This is a genomic window from Arthrobacter sp. MAHUQ-56, from assembly GCF_019710585.1.
Taxonomy (GTDB): domain Bacteria; phylum Actinomycetota; class Actinomycetes; order Actinomycetales; family Micrococcaceae; genus Arthrobacter.
Map to the genome: position 1 here is coordinate 155,626 of NZ_JAIFZQ010000004.1, position 20,416 is coordinate 176,041.

At 69.6% G+C, this 20,416-nt stretch carries 13 protein-coding genes; all 13 read right to left on the minus strand.

Features of this window, described 5'->3' with window-relative positions:
* Positions 1–9 precede the first annotated feature (9 nt).
* The 13 genes from K4G53_RS02375 to K4G53_RS02435 all read right to left on the minus strand — a co-directional run bounded on the left by K4G53_RS02375 (position 10) and on the right by K4G53_RS02435 (position 20,408).
* A complete protein-coding gene (locus K4G53_RS02375; RefSeq protein ID WP_221383891.1) occupies positions 10–390 on the minus strand; it encodes a RidA family protein in 381 nt (126 codons plus the stop codon).
* 47 nt (positions 391–437) lie between these two features.
* On the minus strand, positions 438–941 hold the full coding sequence (locus K4G53_RS02380; protein ID WP_221383892.1) for a GNAT family N-acetyltransferase: 504 nt from the start codon (positions 939–941) through the stop codon (positions 438–440).
* Positions 942–1,079: 138 nt separating this feature from the next.
* Complete coding sequence (locus tag K4G53_RS02385; RefSeq protein ID WP_221383893.1) at positions 1,080–1,889, minus strand: inositol monophosphatase family protein; 810 nt, start codon at positions 1,887–1,889, stop codon at positions 1,080–1,082.
* Entirely contained in the window at positions 1,886–4,195 is a 2,310-nt protein-coding gene (gene ligA, locus K4G53_RS02390; protein ID WP_221383894.1) for an NAD-dependent DNA ligase LigA, read from the minus strand. Before ligA ends, K4G53_RS02385 begins: the two co-directional genes overlap by 4 nt.
* Before the next feature lie 81 nt (positions 4,196–4,276).
* Entirely contained in the window at positions 4,277–4,891 is a 615-nt protein-coding gene (locus K4G53_RS02395) for a hypothetical protein (protein ID WP_221383895.1), read from the minus strand.
* A 121-nt stretch (positions 4,892–5,012) separates the two neighbouring features.
* Positions 5,013–9,458: an FtsK/SpoIIIE domain-containing protein gene (locus tag K4G53_RS02400; protein WP_221383896.1), complete on the minus strand. Its 4,446-nt coding sequence runs from the start codon at positions 9,456–9,458 to the stop codon at positions 5,013–5,015.
* A complete protein-coding gene (locus K4G53_RS02405) occupies positions 9,455–10,159 on the minus strand; it encodes a hypothetical protein (RefSeq protein ID WP_221383897.1) in 705 nt (234 codons plus the stop codon). The genes K4G53_RS02400 and K4G53_RS02405 overlap by 4 nt, the downstream gene beginning before the upstream one ends.
* 73 nt (positions 10,160–10,232) lie before the next feature.
* Positions 10,233–11,939, minus strand: a complete 1,707-nt coding sequence (locus K4G53_RS02410) for a serine/threonine-protein kinase (RefSeq protein WP_221383898.1) — start codon at positions 11,937–11,939, stop codon at positions 10,233–10,235.
* Positions 11,936–13,909, minus strand: coding sequence for an FHA domain-containing protein (locus K4G53_RS02415; protein ID WP_221383899.1), 1,974 nt, complete (start codon positions 13,907–13,909; stop codon positions 11,936–11,938). The genes K4G53_RS02410 and K4G53_RS02415 overlap by 4 nt, the downstream gene beginning before the upstream one ends.
* Entirely contained in the window at positions 13,896–14,879 is a 984-nt protein-coding gene (locus K4G53_RS02420) for a PP2C family serine/threonine-protein phosphatase (RefSeq protein ID WP_260323071.1), read from the minus strand. Before K4G53_RS02420 ends, K4G53_RS02415 begins: the two co-directional genes overlap by 14 nt.
* Positions 14,876–16,456 (minus strand): RDD family protein, encoded by a 1,581-nt coding sequence (locus tag K4G53_RS02425; protein ID WP_221383900.1) that lies wholly within the window; start codon positions 16,454–16,456, stop codon positions 14,876–14,878. Before K4G53_RS02425 ends, K4G53_RS02420 begins: the two co-directional genes overlap by 4 nt.
* On the minus strand, positions 16,453–19,068 hold the full coding sequence (locus K4G53_RS02430) for a transglutaminase family protein (RefSeq protein WP_221383901.1): 2,616 nt from the start codon (positions 19,066–19,068) through the stop codon (positions 16,453–16,455). Before K4G53_RS02430 ends, K4G53_RS02425 begins: the two co-directional genes overlap by 4 nt.
* Entirely contained in the window at positions 19,065–20,408 is a 1,344-nt protein-coding gene (locus tag K4G53_RS02435; protein WP_221383902.1) for a DUF58 domain-containing protein, read from the minus strand. Before K4G53_RS02435 ends, K4G53_RS02430 begins: the two co-directional genes overlap by 4 nt.
* Positions 20,409–20,416: the final 8 nt, after the last annotated feature.

Consider the following 20,416-nt stretch of genomic DNA (forward strand, 5'->3'; position numbering starts at 1 on the left):
CGGGGAAAATCAGGCGCTCTTCTGGGCGACGAGCTCGATCTCGACGAGCATCTTCGGGTCCAGGAACGGCAGCACGTGCACGAGGGAGAGCGTGGGGCGGATGTCGCCGAACACTTCGCCGTGGGCCTTGCCGGCTTCCTCCCACTTGCTGATGTCCGTCAGGTACAGCTTGGACTGCACCACGTCCTCGTAGCCGAAGCCGGCGTCGGCCAGGACCTTGCCGAGCTTCTGCAGGATGTACTGCGTCTGGGTGTAGAAGTCATCACCGACGATGCCCTCATCACCGCTGGCGGCGGTGGCTGAGATGTAGAGGGTGTTGTCCACCTGGACGGCGCGGGAGTAGCCAAGGGTCTGTTCCCAGACGGAGCCGGTACCGAAGGTTTTGCGCATGGGTGGGCCTTTCAAAACTGGAATGGGTCGCCACCACTGTAGGGCTGCTACAGGTCGCGGCGGTAAACCAACAGTTTTGTGTCGGTTCCCGGTACGAACCAGTCACGGTGGGGCACCCGCTGGAAGCCCGTCTTGCGGTACAGCCCGTGTGCGCTCTCCCAGGCCTTGCCGGTGGTGAGGGACACTCCGCGGATGCCGGGAAGTGTTTTCGCGTAGCTGAGGATGGCGTCAACCATGGCCTTGCCGGCACCGCTGCGCTGGACGGCAGGGTCCACCACCAGCATGCGGAACTCGAGCTCGTCCTGCTGCGCGATGTCCGAATAGGGCTCGCCCGCAAGTGCCAGCGTTACTGAGCCGACGACGGTGCCCTGGCGTTCGGCTACCCAGATGGTGGCCTGCGCCGCGCGCTCGGCCACGTCCATGATTTTCACCATGTAGGGGTGTGCGGCGTCGTCGAAGTAGCCGGCGGAGAGGTAGGAGTCCCGGGTGATGCGGGCAATGGCTGCGAAGTCGGCCTCGGCGGCGGGACGGATCGTGATCTGCGGCTGCACCCATCAATGGTAGTGGCGGTTTCTGCCTCCACCGCGGCAAACCGCACTTTCCGTGACCGAACTATCAGAACCGGCCTGGCCCGGAGCTTCCGTTGGGCCCGTTCAGGCCGGGGTACCCGTGCACGTGCGTGACCAGATTCAGAGCGGAAACTTGCCCGAGAGTTCCAGGCTGGCGGCACACGTCCAGGCGTCCAGGCGCTCGTCGTCGGTGGGCCCTCCGTCGAGCGGACTCGTCAGGCGTGGCCGCCGCACCCAGCAGCCGGCTTCCTCGGCGATCAGCGCGCCGGCCGAGAAGTCGTGCTCGTTCAACCCCCGCTCACCGTAGGCATCGTGGGTCCCGTCAGCCACCATGCACAGGTCAAGGGCCGCCGAACCCAGCCGCCGGACATCGGCGAAACCGTCCATCAGCCCTGCCAGCACCGAGGCCTGCTCCGCCCGCACGGCCGGATCGTAACTGAACCCGGTGGCCAGGATCTGGCCCTTCCGGCCGGAAACCGGCCCTTCCAGCCGGGTCACGGTGCCGCCTTCTTCCAGCCACGCGCCCTGGCCGCGGGCAGCGTAGTACACGCGCCGCAGTGCCGGGGCGTTGACCACGCCGGCCAGCCAGACGCCGTCGGCATCCGCGACGGCCACCGACGTGGCGTAGTAGACGATGTTCCGGATGAAGTTGGTAGTGCCGTCCAAAGGGTCGATGGACCAGCGGTAGCCGGTGGGGTCCGCCGGGCGGGTGGTTCCGTGCTCCTCACCGGTGATGCTGTCCCCCGGACGGGACGCCATGATGACCTTGCGCACGGCATTTTCCGCGGCCAGGTCAAAGGCCGTGACCCAGTCCCCCGCAGCGCCCTTGTTGCTGGCGTCCAGGCCATCCGCCGTCCGGCCCGCGAGCACGTTGGCGCCCGCGGCGGCTGCCTGCTTCGCCACTTCCAGAAGTTCGGCCGGGGTGCTCATGCCGTTTCCTCAGCTGCGGCCGGGATGGCTGCCTCCTCGCTGCCGTCTTCATCCGTGTCCACATCCACCCCCTGGGCTGCCGCGTCCCCCAGGGCCGCCGGTCCGCCGTCGAGCAACTGCCGGAAGCCGTCCTCATCCAGCACGGGGATGCCCAGCTGCTCCGCCTTGTCCAGCTTGCTGCCGGCGCTTTCCCCCGCCACGACGTAGCTGGTGTTCTTCGACACCGAGCCGGCAGCCTTGCCTCCCCGGAGCAGGATGGCTTCCTTGGCCTCGTCCCGGCTGAAGTTGGGCAGCGAGCCGGTGACCACCACGGTAAGCCCTTCGAGGGTGCGCGGCATCGACTCGTCGCGTTCGTCCTCCATGCGGACTCCGGCGGCGGCCCAGCGTTCGATGATCTCCACGTGCCAGTCTTCCGCGAACCATTCCTTGAGCGCTGCGGCGATGGTGGGCCCCACCCCGTCAACGTGGGCCAGTTCCTCCTCCGACGCTGCCCGGATGCGGTCCATGCTGCCGAACGCCTGGGCCAGGGCGCGCGACGCCCGGGGCCCGACGTGCCGGATGGACAGGGCCACCAGCACACGCCAGAGCGGCTGGGTCTTGGCCTTTTCCAGTTCCTTGAACAGTTTCTGCGTGGTGGCGGTGGGCTTGGACGGCGACTTGGCGGTGCCCTTGCTGTAGAAGTAGGGCACCAGCTCGTACTCACCGGTGGGAACGCCCTTGGACTTTTTCTCGCGCCGGATGCGGACGCCGGCCAGGTCCTCCGGGGTGAGGTCGAAGAGCCCGGCTTCGGAGGTAAGCGGCGGCACCTCGGGTTCGGCCGGCTGGGTCAGGGCAATGGCCGCTTCCCACCCCAGCGCCTCGATGTCGAACGCGCCGCGGCCGGCCACATGGAACACGCGCTCCCGGAGCTGGGACGGGCAGGACCTGGAATTGGGGCAGCGGACGTCCACGTCCCCTTCCTTGGCCGGGGCAAGCGGCGTGCCGCAGGACGGACATTCGGTGGGCATCACGAAGTCCCGCACCGGCGGGTCCTGCTGGTCGCGGAGGGGAAGGACCGGGCCCACGATTTCGGGGATGACGTCCCCCGCCTTCCGCAGGATGACGATGTCGCCGATCTTGACGCCCTTGGCCTTCACTACGTCCTGGTTGTGCAGGGTGGCCATCTCCACAGTGGAACCGGCCACCTTGACCGGTTCCATGACGCCGAAGGGAGTGACCCGTCCGGTGCGGCCCACGTTGACCTGGATGTCCAGCAGCTTGGTGTGGACCTCCTCCGGCGGATACTTGTAGGCCACGGCCCAGCGAGGGACGCGGGTGGTGTAGCCCAGGGCACGCTGGGTGGCGAAATCGTCCACCTTGATGACGATGCCGTCGATCTCGTGGAGCAGCTTGTGTCGCTGGTCGCCGAACCGCTTGATAAAGCCGAGGATTTCCTCCCGGCCCTGCAGCACCTCGAAGTACGGGCTGACGGGCAGGCCCCACTCCTTGAGGAGTTCATACGTTTCGGACTGGCTGCGGGACTCGAGTCCTTCGCGGGCGCCGATTCCGTGCACGAACATCTTCAATGGCCGTTTGGCCGTCTCGGCCGGGTCCTTTTGCCGCAGCGACCCGGCCGCCGCGTTCCGGGGATTGGCCAAGGGCGCCTTGCCGGCCTCGATCAGTGCTTCGTTGAATTCCGCGAACGCCTTGGACGGGATGAAGACTTCGCCGCGCACTTCCATCTCCGCCGGAAACCCGCTGCCGCGCAGGTCCCTGGGAATCTCCTGGATGGTGAGCAGGTTGTGGGTGATGTCCTCCCCCGTGGTTCCGTCGCCGCGGGTGGCGGCGCGCACCAGTTTCCCGTCCCGGTAGAGCAGGTTGACGGCCAGGCCGTCGATCTTGAGCTCGGTCAACCATGCGGCCCTGGCGGCCCCGTCGCCCAGCTTTTCGACGCTTGCCTCGGCCCTGTTGAGCCAGGCTTCGAGCTCCTCGAGCGAGAAGACGTCCTCCAGGCTGTACATCCGCTGCAGGTGTTCCACGGGCGCGAACGCGGCGGAGGCCTCGCCGCCCACTTCCTGGGTTGGGGAATCGTTCGCCACCAGCTCGGGGTGCAGCGCCTCGATCTCTTCGAGGCGGCGGAAGAGGGTGTCGAATTCGGCATCGGACACCAGGGGCTCATCCTCCTGGTAGTACGCGAAGCGGTACTTCCGCACGAGGTCCGCAAGGTTCTCGTATTCCTCGCGGACGGACTCCGCCGGGACGGTTTCCGGCCCGTCCGGCGTTGCAGTACGGGTGTCGGTCTTTGCGGGGCCTGGTCCTGTGCTCACAAACCTATCTTGCCTTACGCCTGTGACAGTGGCCTGGCAGGCACAGCCACCTGGCCGGGCGGCCCGCCATGCACGCACAGCTCAATGCGATCGCAGCCGGTTCCGGTTGCGGTTCCACCAGGCGAAGGCGACAGCGGAAACGGCCACCAGCAGCGTTCCAAAGGCGATGGGCAGGAGCGCCGGGCCGCCGTCTTCCTGGCCACGGGCAGGGGCACCGGCGGCCATCCGGGCGGCCCCGGCGGACCGGGTCACGGGACTGTTCCAGTCCTGCCCGTTGGAGGGGCCGGTGGGCGGGCGGTAACCGGCAGCGGCTGAGGCGGTTTCCGTGGCGGAACCGTCGGGGCCTGCCGGTGCCGTGGCGCGGACTGCAGCAGGAGCGGGCTGCGGATTGTCTGCCTGCGGCTGCTGGGACTGGACAGGCTGGGCCGGAGCCTCAGCAGGTGGCGCGGGCGGCGCCGGTGGGTCCGCCGGGTCCTTGGCTTTGCGCGACCGTCCGGATTGACCGGTGTCCGGACTGCTGGCAAGGACCGGCAGGCAAAATAGCCCGCAGTCCTGCGTTGCTGTTGCCGGGGCGGGCGAGGGTGCCGGGGTGGCAGCGGGCGCCGGGCCGGCCGGGAAGAAACTGAAGGCCAGGGCCAGGGCTGCTGCTGATGCCGTCGTCGAAACAGCGCGGAGAACCGGTGCGGACGGGGTCATTGCTACCTTTCGATGCGCGCAGCCCCCCACCGCGGCTTTCTGGTGTCCCCGGTAGTCTTCTACAACGCCCTGCGGGGCCGCAAATCCCGGCAGGTTGCGGCACCGCAGGCCCGGGCTCTGGTCAGTCCCTGTTTTCGGGCGGCAGCGCCACCTGGATTTTCCGGGCTTTGCCGCGCCCCACCACGTACCCGCGGCCGGGGATGAAGTCGGGGCTGACCCGGCCCAGGGACGTGTTCAGCAGGCTGTCCCCCTCGATGTCGCCGGGGTTGAGCAGCAGGCCGCGCCGGCCGGACTTGAACGGCTGCGCAAGCTGCCATGCGGAGGACCAGGTGGAGGATTCCGACTCGCCGATGACCCACTGGTCTGCCTTCAGCGATGCCGTCACCAACTGCGCCATCCCGGACTCGGCAATGGTGTCAGTGAACTCGGTAAGCCCTTCGATGAAGAACGCCAGCGCACCGGGGTTCCCGGTGGAGTGTTCCACCAGGTCCTCCACCACCTCGGCAAAGTCGTCCGGCCCCACCACGGAGCGGCTCCAGAGGGGAAGGGATGCGACGGCGGAGCGGCGGGACCCGAGGTAGATCAGCTCCGTGCCGGGATTCGATCGGCGCAAGGCGTACGCAAGGGTCACCAGGGCCACGGTGCGTCCCGCGCCGGGCGGGCCGGCAAGGAGCAGCGGGCCCCTGGCCATGATTTCGGCAGGCTGCAGGGACTCGTCGTCCACGCCGATGACCGGCAGGTCCGGTGTGCCGGCAGGTAGGACATCCAGGTCCACCTGCTCCGGAAGGCGTTCGATTCCCGGTGCCGTGTCCAGCCCCTGGCGCCGCATCGCTTCGCTGAGCTTGTGCACTTCGCGGGCCTGCAGGGCCAGGTTCGAGTTGCCGCCCAGGACGGCCAGCTGGACCTCGAGCCCGTCGAGCAGCCCGCGGCCCGGCGGCGACGTGGCGGACAGGACGTCGCGGGGCACGTCCAGGGAGATGTAGTCGTCCTCCGAGGACAGGCGCAGGACCAGCCGGCGCTGGATCGAGGCGAGCAGCGACGCGGGGACGGCGTTGGGCCGGTCCCCGGTCACCACCAGGTGGATTCCGAGGGTGCGGCCGTCGGTGGCGAGCTGGAGGAAGATGTCCCAGAGCCCGGAGAGCTTGCTGTGCTCGTAGGCTTCCCGGAACGCGGACATGCCGTCCACCAGCACGAAGATCCGCTTCTCGTCCGGCCGGTTGGCCAGCCTGCGGTACTCCACGATGGTGGAGGCCCGTACCTCGGCGAACCGGGCGGCGCGCTGTTCAGCGACGTCGCGCAGGAGGCGCAGCAGCCGCCCGACCCGCTCGACGTCGTCGCCGTCGATGATTTCACCCACGTGCGGCAGCTCGTCCAGCATCCGCAGGCCCGCCGAGCCGCAGTCGATGCCGTACACGTGGACCGGGCCGCCGCGTGGCGTCACCGCGGCGGCAATCGCAATGCCCCGCAAGGCCGCGGACTTGCCGGAACCGCCTGTGCCGTAGATGGCCATGTTGCCGTCACGGTCCGGCTCGTAGAACACGGTGGGCTGGTCCTGGTGCACGGGGTCGTCGGCGACTCCCAGCAGCAGCTGTTCGTCCGACCGCGGGTTGGGCAGCTTGGAGAAATCGTAGGTCTTGGCCAGTTCGTCCAGCCACGGCTTCCGGGGCGGGGCGATGGCCAAAGCGTCGGCAGCCCGGACGATGTTGGTGGTCATCCTGGCGATGTCGTTGGGGCCGGCGGGTTCGGCGGCCACCGGCTTTTCCGGCGCGGGCGCTTCCCAGCTGGGTCCGGAGCCGAACGCCATTTCCACGATGTCGACCTGCGGCCGCTGCGGCTTGTCCGTGGTCCAGCCGCCGGCATAGCCGGTCTGGAAGCCCTGGATCCGGCCCGGTCCGGTCTTGGCCGCGCCGCGGCCCGGGATGGCGGGGTCGAAGTAGGCGGCGTCCGGGACGCCGAGGATGTCCGTGGCGTCGTCCTCGTCGGCCATCCGCAGCGCCACGCGCAGGTTGGTGTTGGCGCGCAGGCTGTCCTTGATGACGCCGGCGGGGCGCTGGGTTGCCAGGATGAGGTGCAGGCCCAGGGAGCGGCCGCGGGCGGCGACGTCCACCACGCCGTCCACGAATTCCGGCACCTCGTTGGCCAGGGCTGCGAACTCGTCGACGATGATGACCAGGTACGGCGGCGCGTCAGGGTCCGCCTCGCGCTGCAGCGCCAGCAGGTCCTTGGCCTTCTTCCGGTTCAGCAGCTGTTCACGGTAGTGCAGCTCTGCGCGCAGCGAGGTCAGGGCCCGGCGCACCAGGTGCGGGGAGAGGTCGGTGACCAGGCCCACGGTGTGCGGCAGGTTGATGCAGTCGGCGAAGGCCGCGCCGCCCTTGTAATCGACGAACAGGAAACTGACCCGGTCGGGACTGTAGGCGGCGGCCATGCCCATTACCCAGGACTGCAGGAACTCGGACTTGCCCGCACCGGTGGTACCGCCCACGAGGGCGTGCGGCCCTTCGTTCTTCAGGTCCAGGTACAGCGGCTCAATGCCCTTGGAGCCCACCAGGGCGCGCAGCGTGCCGTTGTCCTTGCGGTTTGCCACGGCGCTGGCGTGCACGGAGTTGTTTTCCGTCCACCGTTCGGCCACCGCCTGCGGGTTGTCCAGGAAGTCCTTGCCGATCAGGGTGGCGTAGGACACCGCGCGCGGCAGGTCGGAGTCATCATTGACCGGTTTGCCCACGTCAACCACTGGCGCCAGCATCCGGGCAAGCTGCCCGGCGAGGTCTGCGTCCACGCTTTCGCAGCTGACGGGGTAGGTGTGGCGGCCCAGGCGGACCTGGCCGGTGGTGGTGCCGTGGTCACCGTCCACCACCATGAAGTCGCGGCAGGCCGCAGGGAGGGCCTGGATGTCGGTGGCCACCCACAGGACATGCACGCCGGAATCGGGTCCGCGTTCGGCCAGCCGGGTGAGCCGGCCGCGGTCCACGGGGGCGTCGTCCTCCACGATGACCAGGACGGCCGGCAGGACCGGTTCCTCCACCTCGTGCTTGGCCGGGTCCAGGCCAGGCCGCAGCCCGGGGCCCGACCGTTTGGCAGCTGCCTCACGGGCCTCCACCAAGTCCTCGAGCCGGGCCAGCAGGGAGGAACCTCCGGCGGATCCGGCGGCGAGGTGGTCGCCGCCCAGGGGGCTGTGGCCCGAGCCGACGTGCGGCAGCCACTGCAGCCAGTTCCAGCGTCCGCGCGACTGGGCGGAGGTGATGGCAGTCAGGACCACCTCGGCCGGCGAATGCAGCCCCACCAGCTGCAGCACCACGCCGCGGGCAACGTCGTCCACCAGGCCGCGGGCCCCTGCGATGCCCAAAGCACCGGAAGTGCGCAGCTGGGAGACCACGGGGACACCTTCGATCTCGCTGAACTGCCTGAGGCAGTCCTGGATTTCGCGGCTGTACTGGACTTCGGTGTCGTTGCTGGAGGGTTCTTCGAGCGGGATCCGGGACGGCGCGGTCCCCAGCCCGAACCGCAGCCCCAGGAACGTGCTGTGCTCCGGCCGGTGGGTCCACAGCAGCGGTCCGAGCTTGTAGATGGCGTCAACGGTGTCGCTGACGGACGGCGCTTCCTGCAGCCGGACGGCCCGTTCCACCTGCTGCAGCTCGGTCAGGTCCTGCCGGAACGCCGCCATGGAGGCGCGGAACTGCTTGAGTTGTTCCTTTTGCTGGCTGCGGGTCCGCATCTTCTGGTCCACGTAGTGGCCCACGATGAACAGCGGCATCATCATCATGAACACCACCGAGAGCACGTTCTGCGTGACGGCGAAAATGACGGCACCCATCATCAGGGGCGCAATCAGCATGATGTAGGGGAAGGGGTGGTCCTCGGGGCGCTTGGGCCCGGCGGGCAGGACCCGCTTGGCCGGTTCAAACCGGGGCACCACACGCGGGGACCGGTTGAAGTTGACCAGGGGCGACGTCGGCGCTGCCGCCTGGTTGTGCCCCAGGGGAACCACGGTCACGGTCGTGTCACCCAGGGTCACCGTGTCGGAGGAGTTCAGCGTTGCCCGGGTAACGGGAAGCCCGTCCATCAGGAGCCCGTTGGCCGAGTTGGTGTCCACGATTTCGATGCCCTCGGCCACCGTGATGCGGGCGTGCCGCTTGGAGGTCAGCGGGTCCGTCAGGCGGATGTCCACGTCCCTGTCCCGGCCGATGTAGCTGGTGCCGGTGGGCAACGAAAATTCACGGCCGACGTCGGGCCCGGACAGGACCCGCAGCGTGGCGGCGGCGGGCCCCCGGCTGGCGCCCGGCTCGTGGAACTGCCCGCTGACCTGTGCCAGCGACACCACGGAACCGGGGCGCAGGCCGGACTCGAGCAGGTTGCCTTCCCGGTCCAGGACGTTGCCGCTGATGCCCGCGCCGACGAATGCCTCGTCGATGCGCAGGGAGAGGTTGTCCGGGGCCGGGGTTCCCTTGCGGTCCGGGTCCGCGGCCCACAGGATGGTGGCGATATCCGCCACGGTGGCCAGGCCGTCAACCGTGACGGCCAGGTCCTTGGCGTCGGCGGGTTCCCGGCGGAGTGTCAGCCGGATCCTCATCCTTCGTCCACGCCCCTCATCTTCTCCAGCAGGTACAGGTCATCGGCGGTCACCAGGTGGGTGGTGACGGCGTGCTCCACCAACCGGGCCCGCCGGTTGGTGGCGAGCTTGCCGCCTCCCCCGCGCAGTCCCACGACGCCCACCCGGTCCAGCTTGTCGCAGACGTTGTCCAGTTTCCGGTTGAAGCGCGTCAGCGCCCAGCCCAGGGTCTTGGCGGCCGCGGCGGAAGACGGGATGGTGCTGAAGCCGGTGCCTTCGCGGCGGAGCACCGGTTCGGCGAGCGCCACGATGAGCGCTTTCTGGGCGTCGGTGAAGACCACCGGGCCGATGGTGGTGTCACCGCTGCTGGCGCCCTCGCGCGCCTCCTGGCGGAAGGAGGGGGTCTTCAGATGCACTGCGAACTCGTACGTGGTGGGGCCGGCCGTGAAAATGATGTTGGTGTGGCTGAACACCAGGGGAATCCGGGCACCGGGCGAAAGCCAGGCCTGCATTCCGCCGGAGGCGTCGGCCACGGTGGCGGAGAGCATGCTGCCGACGTTGCTGAGCCACCAGATGCCGTCGTAGCGGGCTACCTGCAGGAACTGCCGGTGCAGGTACGGGTTGTCGTCCACTTCGAGGTCGCCCTCGCGCCCGATGTTGAAAACGTCCTCGTCTGATGGCTCGTACCATTCGCCACAGAAATCTATTGCTAGATCCCCCATGATCTGTGCCTCCTCAGGGCAGAACTGTTCCGGTAACCGGAGTGCTGGTGATGTCGTGGTGCCGGTGGACGGCTCATGGGCCGGTGCAGGCGATGGATGCCGCTTCCATCGGTGAGAACGCGCCGTCCGAGCGGACGATCATCACCTGGACGCAGGTCTGCCCGGAGGGGTTGGGTTTCACCCGCACGGGCGCCTGCGCGATGGACTGGAATTCTCCCCCGCCGCCGATGGTGTAGACCCGCCACTTGTAGCTGTCGCCGTCTTTGGGCTGCGGGTTGGTCCAGGTGAAGGTTGCGTTGCCGTCGGCGCCGATGGTGCCGGCGAGGCCTTCGACATCGGGCACCGTGCCGTTGTCCAGGGCGTCCGCCGGCGGCTTGCTCACCTGCTGCGTGGCCACTGTCTTGGGGGTGCCGGGCACGGCGTTGGCCACCACCAGGCCAACGACGGCGGCGAGCGCCAGCAGCGTGCCGCCGGCGATGGCCAGCCAGAGGTTGCGCTTGCCATGGTCCGCGCCGGGAGGAGCTTCCGCGGCAGGCTCCTCCACCCGGGCGGGACGGTGGATGGTGGTGTCCGCGGCATAGCCGTCGTTCGGCGGCTCGGTGAAGGCCGCGGCGTCCTGCTGCTTGTCCTCCTGCCCCGCGCCCTGGGGCTGCATGCCCAGGGTTCCCGGTGCGCTGCTGCGGAGCACCGTGGACTGTCCCCAGTCGCCTGGCCGGGGTGCGGGTGCCGTGGGCCCGGCGGCGGGCGGGACGGCGCGCGACGCCGGGACTTCCCGGGCGGGTCCGTTGGGGCGGGTGCGTGCCGGGAAGGTCGGGGCGCTGCCGGTGCGTTCGGGGTCGATCGCGGCGATGCTGCGGACGCGGGTTTCCTCGGTGCCGTCGTCCGGGTGGCCGTCCTCCTGCTGGGGCTCCTCCAGGACTTCGAACGGGGTGACGGAAAGGTTGAGCTCGGCCTGGATCCGCTGCAGGGCCAGGGCGAAGGCGTGCGCCGAGGAGTACCGCGACTGCGGCGACTTGGCCATGGCGGTGGCCAGCGCCAGTTCCAGGGATTCGGGCACATCGGCGCGGCCCAGGCGGGGCAGTGCCATGTTGCTGATCCTGTTGATCAGTTCACGCTGGGAGTTGTCCGCGCCCGGCATCACGAACGGCGAACGGCCGGCCAGCAGGGTGTAGAGGGTTGCGCCGAGCGCCCAGACGTCCACCATGACGCCGTCCACGCGGCCGTCCCGGAACTGTTCCGGCGGGGACCATGGAATGGACATGCCGCTGTCGTCGTCACCGTCGCCGGCCAGGGTGCCGGAGATCCCGAAGTCGGTGAGCGCCGGACGGTTGTAGTCTGTGACAAGGATGTTGGCGGGCTTGATGTCACGGTGGGCGATGCCGGCCCGGTGGGCGGTTTCGACGGCGGAGGCCACCTGGATGCCCACGGCCAGGACCTCGTCCACGCTGAAGCGCTGCCGGCGGTACCGCACGTCCAGGCTGGGCCGGGAACAGTACTCCATGGCCAGGTAGGAGTGCCCGTCGTCGGTGACTTCCGCTTCGAAGATGGTCACGATGTACGGGTGCGAGGACAGCTGGGCCATCAGGTTGGCCTCGGACTCGAAACGCCGCCGGGCGCCCTCGGTCTTCAGGTCCGAGAGCAGCACCTTGACGGCCACTTTTCGGCGCGGCCTGTCCTGCTCGTAGAGGTACACGTCGGAAAACCCGCCGGAGCCCAGCAGGCTGATGTAGGTGAACCCCGGAATGCGGGGCGGCGGAGCTACCGGCCGTTTGGAACTCAAGGAATCTCCTCAAAACGCAGTGAGATGTTGTCGCCCAGCTCGGCGATGTCGCCGTCGAGCAGGATGGCCATCTCGTTCTGGGCCAGCCGGCGCGGGGGCTGCCCTTCGCGGACCAGGACGGTGCCGTTGGTGGCCTTCAGGTCGCAGAGCATCACGTGCCAGCCTTCGAGCCGCACTTCGACATGGGACCTGGAAATATCGCCGCCGGGGCTTGCCACCTGCACCAGGCGCGGCATGACCCCGCCCTGCACCCGGGACACGGACGGTTGGCGGCCGATCACCATCGACTGGTCAAGGTCCAGCAGCTCGCCCGTGGACAGCCGCATGCGCCCCAGCCGGGGCCGGGGCACCTGCACGGCGTCAGGGAGGAGAGCGGCACCGCAGGCGCACTGGCCGGCCGTGGGCGGGTTGGGGTGGCCCTGCGCGCATACCCGTGCCAGCACGAGCGGGCCGCCGGCGGCGTCTTCGGGCACACGGGCGGCGGCCGGCCGTTGCTGTCCGGACAGGCCCGGAAGGCTGCCCTTCATGACGGTCTGGCCGTCGTGGTCGGGGTCGAAATCCAGCTCGACGCCGGACTCAACGCCTGGGCCGGGATCCGGGATCGCGGCGGAACTGCCCGTTGGCACGTCTCCGGCGGCGCCCGGTATTGGCGGCGTGCCCCGTGTTGGCGGGGCCGGGGAGGGAGACGGCGCCGGGCCGGAGCTCCCGCCGGTGCGCCAAGGAACAGAGTCGATCAGCACGCCTGCGCCAGGACGGGGAGCAGCATGGCCGGCTGCTTCCTGCGCCTCCGGACTCCCCGGGTGATCCCCATCCACCCCGGACGCGTGTGTTCCGGCGGCGGGGCCGTCAGTTCCGGCACCGGGTTCGTCCGCCTGCGGGGTTCCGTCGCCCGCCTGGTTTCCGGAGGCCGTGCCGTCCACCTGTCCCACGTCTGCCGGCTCCAGGGCAGGCAGCGGGCCGGCGGCGGGCAGCGCAACGGCCTGTCCTGACCCTGTGGCGGCATCAGCTTCGGGGTCCTCCCGGACAGCAGCATCCTCGATGTTCCGCATGACAGTGCGGTCCCAAAGGTGGTCGTAGGAGGTGGTCTGTTCGTTCACGGGAGCGGAGGTGCCGACGGTGTGGGGGCCGGACGCCGGCTCTGCAGCCGTCGGGACCCCGCCGGTTTGATGTGCGGTGGTCTCTACGGATGGTGCGGCAGCGGCTGCATGCTCCGGGGAAGTGTCCTCCTCCTCCTCTTCCCGGTCTGAGGCGGCGTCTCCTTCGCCGGGGCCGGCGTGTCCTTCCCCGCCGAAGTCCATGTCGTCGTCGAGCACGCCCACCACGGTTTCGGCGGACACTCCGTGCTCGGGCAGGAGGGTGATCTCCGGCAGGTCTTCCACCGGCTCCCTCGTGGTGGGCGCCGGCGCGCTGCCGCCGTCGGAAAATTCCGCAGTCTCCGGCCCGCCCTGAACCGCTACTGCCTCCGGAGCCGGCGACGCGGCCGGGACAGAAACTCCAGCGGGGGCGGCGCCCACGGCAGCGGGACCGGACTGCGCGTTCAGCGCCAGCGCCTGCAGCAACACCACGCCTTCGCCCAGCGGCAAGACGGGCTGGCCCGGGACCCCGGCGCCGGCGATTGCCAGGCGGCAGGCGCCCGGAACGGCAAACCGGCGCTCGTTCCAGGTAGTCACATCCCGCCCGTCGAGCTCGACCGGACCGTCGGGCGAATCGACCGTGAGCTCGAGGTCGCCACGCAGGAAGACGCGCAGCGGCCCGTCAAAGTCCAGGATCCCGAAGGGCGGGATCTTCGCGAGCGAACCGCCCGAGCTGCTGGTCACTGCGGCCAGGACCTCGTGGACCGCCGGCCGCCCGGCCAGCAGGTCCCATACCGCCCCGGCCAGTTCCGGTGGCGTGCCCGGACCCAGGAGCACAGCGGTTTGCGAACGGACGACGCCCAGCCAGGCGCCGGGAACGTAGCTAGCGGCGGTCATCGCCCAACTCCCCGTCCTCACTGGTGCTGTCGGTCCCTTCAGTGCCGGCGCCACCAGCCGTCGCCGCATGCCCGCTGGCGCCGGCGGCGTCCTGCCCGGGCAGGGGCTGCGTCACGGCGGCCTGCGGACGCGGCAGCGTGACCTCGTCTCCGTCATCGGACGCGTAGCGGGGCGCGGTGGTGCCCGATCCGTCGTCGTTCGCCACGTTCCGGGCGTCCACCACGATGGCGGTGATGTTGTCGCGGCCGCCGCTGCGGAGGGCGGCCTGGATGAGCGCATCCACCGCGTCCTGGGGCTGCGCAACAGTACTCAGGATGCCAAGGATCTCCTCGTCCCCCAGCTCCTCCGTGAGGCCGTCCGAGCAGACCAGGAGCCGGTCGCCTTCCTCGACGGGCAGGAGCCAGTAGTCCGCTTCCGTCTCATCCCCGGTCCCCAGGGCCCTGGTGACCACGTGCCGGCGGGGGTGGACCGTGGCTTCCTGGGCCGTGATCTCGCCGGCGTCCACGAGCTCCTGGACTTCGGAGTGGTCCACGCTGATCTGTTCGAACCGTCCCTGGCTGAGCCGGTACGTGCGGGAGTCGCCGATGTTCATGACCAGCCAGTAGGGCATGCCCATCTGCTCCACGACAACTGCCCCGGTAAGGGTGGTACCGGCGCGGGCACCGGTGGCCTCCCGGATCGAGTTGTCCGCGCGCACCAGGTACTGCTGGAGCACTGAGGCGGTGATGCTCCGCTCCCCCGTGGCAAGCTGCGGCATGGCCGCCAGGGCGCGCACGCACAGGCCGCTGGCGATCTCGCCGGCCTCATGGCCGCCCATGCCGTCCGCCACCGCGAAGACGGGGTCGGATGCGATATAGGAATCCTCGTTCAACTCCCGGCGGAGTCCCCGGTCCGTCCCGTAGCCGTAGGTGAGGCTGAGTCCAGGCCCCTGCCCGGCGATGGAGGGAACACTGGCGGGGTGATGGTTCATGCCTGTCCTAGGTAAAAGGTGCGGTCTCCAAAATGCACGCTGGATCCCGGGGTAACAAATGTGGGGACGCCCGGCACCAGGGTGGTGCGCAGCCCGTCGGGGGTGGTTACGGCGCTGCCGTTGGTTGACTGGCGGTCGGTCACCCAGATTCCTGCACCGTCGGTTAGCAGGTGCAGGTGGGTCTTTGAAATCGAGCGCCCGGGGTCGTCCACGGCCAGCAGCTGCGCGTGCTGCTCGCCGGCCTGACCCACCGGGTTGCGGCCCACCAGGACACTGCGGTCAAGCTGGAAATCTCGGCCGTCATCCAGGCGGATTCGGAGTACTGCCACCGGGGCGGGGCCGCCGGAACCGGGGCGCACCTGGGTGCGCTCGACGTCGTCGTCAACGTGCTGCTGCGGCCGGTGGCCCGGGGCAGGAAGCTGCGGGGCGGGGAATCCTGCTGCCGGGCCAGCCGGGCCTGCCGGACCTGCCGGTGCAAAGGATGCCGGGCTGGTGTAGGGCATCGTCTGGGACGGCATGGTCGCCGACGGTGCAGGGACGTGGCGGGAAACCGGCTGGGGTGCTGGAGCTTGGGGCGCCGGAGCCTGGGGAGCCGGAGCCTGGGAGGCGCCTGCCACCGGAGACACCACCGGCTGGACGGGCGGGAGGTCCAGCGGCGCGAAGCTGTAAGGGCCCTGGATACCGCCCGTGGTGATCGGGTCCCGGCCGGCCTTGACGTCGAAGACCAGGGTCCTGGCGGCGGCATCGTGCCAGCCGCGCAGGCCGCCGTCCTTGTCCCACCGGTTGGAGACCACCACCAGCACAGCCCACACGGCGCCGAGCAGGAGCAGCGGGCCAAGGATGAACAGCGCGGCGTCGAACCACCTGAAAACCACCACGAGCACCGCGGCCACCACGGCCAGCAGGACACCGGCGCCGGTGATCAGGCCGCGCAGGAAGACACCGCCGGCACCCGGCGCGTAGCCGTCCTTGTCGGCGCTGCGGATCCCCATGAGCAGGTTGCCCGGTGTCTTGCCGGTGCGGGCTTCCAGGCCCAGGAGCACGAAAAGGTACACGAGGGTAACACCGAGCCCGATGCCGCCGAACAGCACCAGGGAGGAGGTGTCGTAGACAATGAAGCCGCCGCTTCGGGTCCGGGTGATTCCGGCGAAGCCGATGGCAAAGGTCACCACCAGTACGGCCAGGGCAGGCAGCCAGTCAATGACGGCAGCACCAAGGCGCTTGCCCGCCGTAGCTGGAACAAGCTGAAGGTTCACTGCCATTCCCGTTCCTCCCCCTGGAGCGGCTTCCACCGTGGTGGATCCGCCGGCCTTGCCCGGCTCGGTGCCCTTACCTGCGATGGCCACCGGCTGAGCTGCCGGGGGCCTTTCCACTACCGGGATAGTACCGGGAATCCCCGGTGCGTGCGCGGGCCACGCTCCCTGTGCCGCGTCAAAGCTGCCGCTTCCGGCGGTACCGGGAGTGCGGGGGCGGCGCGCCGCCCGGTTGGGCAGCGGCGCGCCGCAGGCAGTGCAGAAGGTGGCACCCGCGCGGATGTGCTGGTGGCAGCGCGGGCAGCGTTCGGCGTCGGAGCTCACTGCTGGCCATGTCCTTGCTGGTGGTGGCCTGGCTGGCCTTCTGGCTGGGTTTGTCCGTGCGGCGTGCCGCCTTCCTGCGGCACGGTCCCTTGCGCTGGCGCAGCTTCCGGACCGCCAGGGGCACGACGGCGGCGCGCACCCAGGAGCCCGGCCGGCGCGGGCAGCCGCAGCCGGGCGCCGCGCAGGGTCAAGCCCCCTCCCGAGCCCATGGCTGTGCGGGCATCGGCCAGCAGGGACCGCGGCGAGAACCGTGCCTGCTGGCGCCGCCAGAAGCCCACGGTGGCGGTCATTTCCTTCAGGGACCCGTCGACCACCGTCCAGTAGTCGCGGACCTCCTCCTCGCTGGGCTGCCCGGCGCCAAAGATCGACGCGTCGGCCCGGCGTGCCAGCAGGGTGGTGGTCGCCTGGCTGGCCGGGAATGCCTCGGCCAGGACGGCAGCGCTTTCGCGGCGCGTCGAACGGGTGTCGACGGCGGCACCCATGTCGGTTGCCAGGCTCACCACCTCGCTCCATCCTCCGCCCACGCGCTGGGCCGGATTGCCGTCGCTGAAACGCGACTTCCGGCGTCGTGTCTTCAGCAGGGCAATCAGCAGCAGCGGCAGGGCAAGGATAGCGAGCGGAATCGCGACGACGCCCAGCGCACCCAGCAGGGCACCCCAGAACAGCCAGGGGTTGTTTTTCTTCTGGTCGGCGTCCAGCGCGTCGGGCGAGGAGTCCGGCGGCAGGTCCGCGGGCTCCTGCGGCGGGGGCGGCGGCTGCAGCACCTGCGGCTTGGGCTTGGACTTGTTTTCGGGGTCCGGCGGGATGGGGATGTTGTCCTTGGGCGGCGTCGGGTCGAAGCTGACCCAGCCCACCCGCTCGAACGCGACCTCCACCCAGGCGTGGACATCCTTTCCGGTGATCTTCACCTCGCCGGCGCCGTTTTCGGGGCTGGTCGGCTCCGGGTAGAACCCCATCACCACGCGGGACGGGATGCCCAGGTGCCGGAGCATCAGGGACATGGCGACGGCGTACTGTTCGTCGTCACCGAGCATCTGCTTGGCGGTCAGCAAGTTGCGGATCCGCGCGGACCCGTGGCCCGAGACGCTGGGCAGCTGCCCCTCGCTCACCAGCCCGTTGCTGAAGGCGCCGGTTTTCTGGAAGTGCGCCTCGATCTGGCGGACCCTGTCGATCGCCGTGGGCGCATCCGCCGAAAGGTCGTTGGCCTGCGAGCCCACGACCGGCGGTACCTCCAGCGGGTCCGGCAGGGAGACTTTCGCGAAGTCGTACTGTGTCAGCTGGCCGTGTTCGAGCTTGACGGGGTCAGACACCTGGACGCTGTAGGAATCCCCGCGCGCCAGCCCGTTCGTGCTCACGGCGGTGTCCGTGCCCGGGTTGAAGTAGAGGCCGGAGGCCGCGGCGGAGCCACCCTGGTCGAAGCTGATGCCGGTGGTCTTGCGCCCGCCGGGCACGAAGTAGCCCTGGTAGTCCTCGATGCTGATGCTGATCGAGTAGTCATTCGTCGGGACCACTCCGGAGGCTTCGGCGAGGGTGTTGATGGATTTCGCATCCCCCACCTTGCTGAAGTTGCCGGAACCGTTCGGGTCCATGTTGTAGTTGGTGCCGTTGAAGGCATCCAGGGCGCCGAGCCGCACCCGGCCGTCCCGTGGCAGGCCCTTGACCACGAACAGGGTGTCGTCCTTCTTGTCCTTCACGTAGGTCCGGAAGCTGGCCAGGGGCGTGATGTAGTCCTTGGGATCGAACGGTGGGACCACCACGTTCCGGAGGACCTTCCGTTCATCGCCGGCGCTCACCAGCGGGGCAGACACTGCCGTGACGCCGACACTCAGCGCGATCACGCCCGCGGCCATGCCCAGCCTCCTGATCCTGGCGCGCCGGGCGGCTGCGGAGTCGGTCTGCGGGGAGTTGACGGACACCCGCCGGGTGTTGTTCCGGCGCAGCACGTCGCGCCGGAAGGTGGCCCAGGCGATGCCCAGGACCGTCAGGCCGATCCCCCGCTCCAGCGTCAGGAACGCGGCGTTGGTGCTGAAGGCGATCCCGGTGACGAAGAGGACCAGGACCGGGAGGAGGGGCAAGTAGGGGCTCCTGGCCCGCCAGGTCAGGACCGCTGCCACCAGCGCCGTCACGAGGCAGCTGAGGAACGGGACGATGAGCACGCCACCCGCCGTTCCCACCGGGACCCCTACGGTGAGCATGTCCTTCCAGGCGAACACGATGCCCAGGAGCAGGGTCCGAAGGGACTCCAGGCTGGGCACGAAGCCGGCGATCGCCGCGTCGGGGACGGCCAGCCAGGTTCCCAGGACCAGGTAGGCGCCGAGGGCCAGGGCGGTGGTGATCAGCAGCCCCAGCCGCAGGTGGGCGTTGGCTGCGCCGATCGCCAGGCCAAGGAGGATGCCGCCGAATCCGGACAGCAGGTAGTAGGGGTCGCCGCCGAAGCTCAGGCCGAAGCCGAGCAGGCCGAGCCCCAGCAGGACCACCAGGGCTCCGGCGTCGAGCAGGAAGTGCCACGGCGGCTGGCCGTCCGCGAAGGCGGAGTCCTTGCCGGCGGCCTTGCGGCTGGTACGCGTCCGCCGGGGCTGCAGGTGTGGGGAGGTGCCGGGCGCGGTGCTCATGCGGCCGCCTTTCTCAGCACGATGGCGAGGTCGCCCAAGTCACCGAGCGTGAGGACGGTCAGGTCCGCGATGTTGGCGCGGCTGGGTGCTGCACCGGCTTCCACCCGGACCGCCAGGCTGCGCACGCCGGGCAGGACCGAGGATGCGGCGGAACGGAGCTGGGTGGCAGTGACGTTGCTTCCCACCACGAAGAACACCACGGAGGCGTTGGGAACGGTGTCCGCCAGGGTCCGGGCAAGGTCGACGGCGGTGCGGCGCATGGGTGCGCCGGCAACCCGGGTCATGTCGTCGAGCATGTTCCGCCCGGTTTCGCAGCGCAGCGGTCCCTTTTGGGTGAGGACGTCCAGTTCGCGCTGTTCGCGGATGGCCTGCCGGCCGATGGAAGCGGCAACGGAGATCGCCATCTCGAACTCATTTTCCGAGGCGTATTCGTCCGTGTTGATGGACAGTGAGATAGCCAGGTGGGCGCGGCGGGTTTCTTCGAACTGGCGCACCATCAGCTTGTTGGTGCGCGCCGTCGTCTTCCAGTGGATGTGCCTGCGGTCATCGCCGGGAACGTAGTCGCGCAGGGCGTGGAACGAGACGTCCGCGCTGGAGAGGTCGGTGGTGGGCATGCCTTCCAGGTCCCGGATGAAGCCCGCTGCCGAACCTGCCAGGGCGACGGTGCGGGGGTGGACGAAGAGGTCCTCCGGGTCCGTCCAGAGGACCTGGCGGCGCAGGAGGTGCAGGGGGTCTGCCCGGACCGAGCGTACCGGCCCCACCACGATGACGGCGCGCCGGGCGGTGGGGATGGTGAACAGGTCCTCGTGGACCTGGCCGGGTTTCATCCGGGGAAGGTGGAAGACGGCAGTGGTGCTGCCCACCGGCAGTTCCAGGGCGGCGGGCAGCAGCGGCCGGGCGGACGTGTTGGACACGGCAATGCTGCCTACGGCGCTGTCCCCCACTGCCACCCGCGTCCGGGCGAGGTCCAGCACCACCCCGTAGGACGAGCGGCCCAGGATGAAGGCGACCGCGATGATGAACATGGCGAACGCCGCGATGGCCGCGGCCTTGGCTTCCTGCCACCCAAAGGCCTGCCCCGTTGCCCAGAGCAGGATGGCGGCGGCAAGGACCGACCAGCCCAGGATGCTGACCACTGACAGCACCGGCCAGGCGTACTTGAGCCAGGTGTCCCGGACGGCACGCCACGCAGGCGTAAGGGCAAGGGCGGCGGTGTTGGTGGCCTCGGCCCACACGGCCGCTGGGTGCAGGCGGGTGGGGCGGCCGTTCCGGTGGAAGGGTTGCTGGAGTCGCTCCGCGAGCCGGGTCAGCGGGGTGCCGCTGGACGTGCCGTCGGACATAGGGTGTG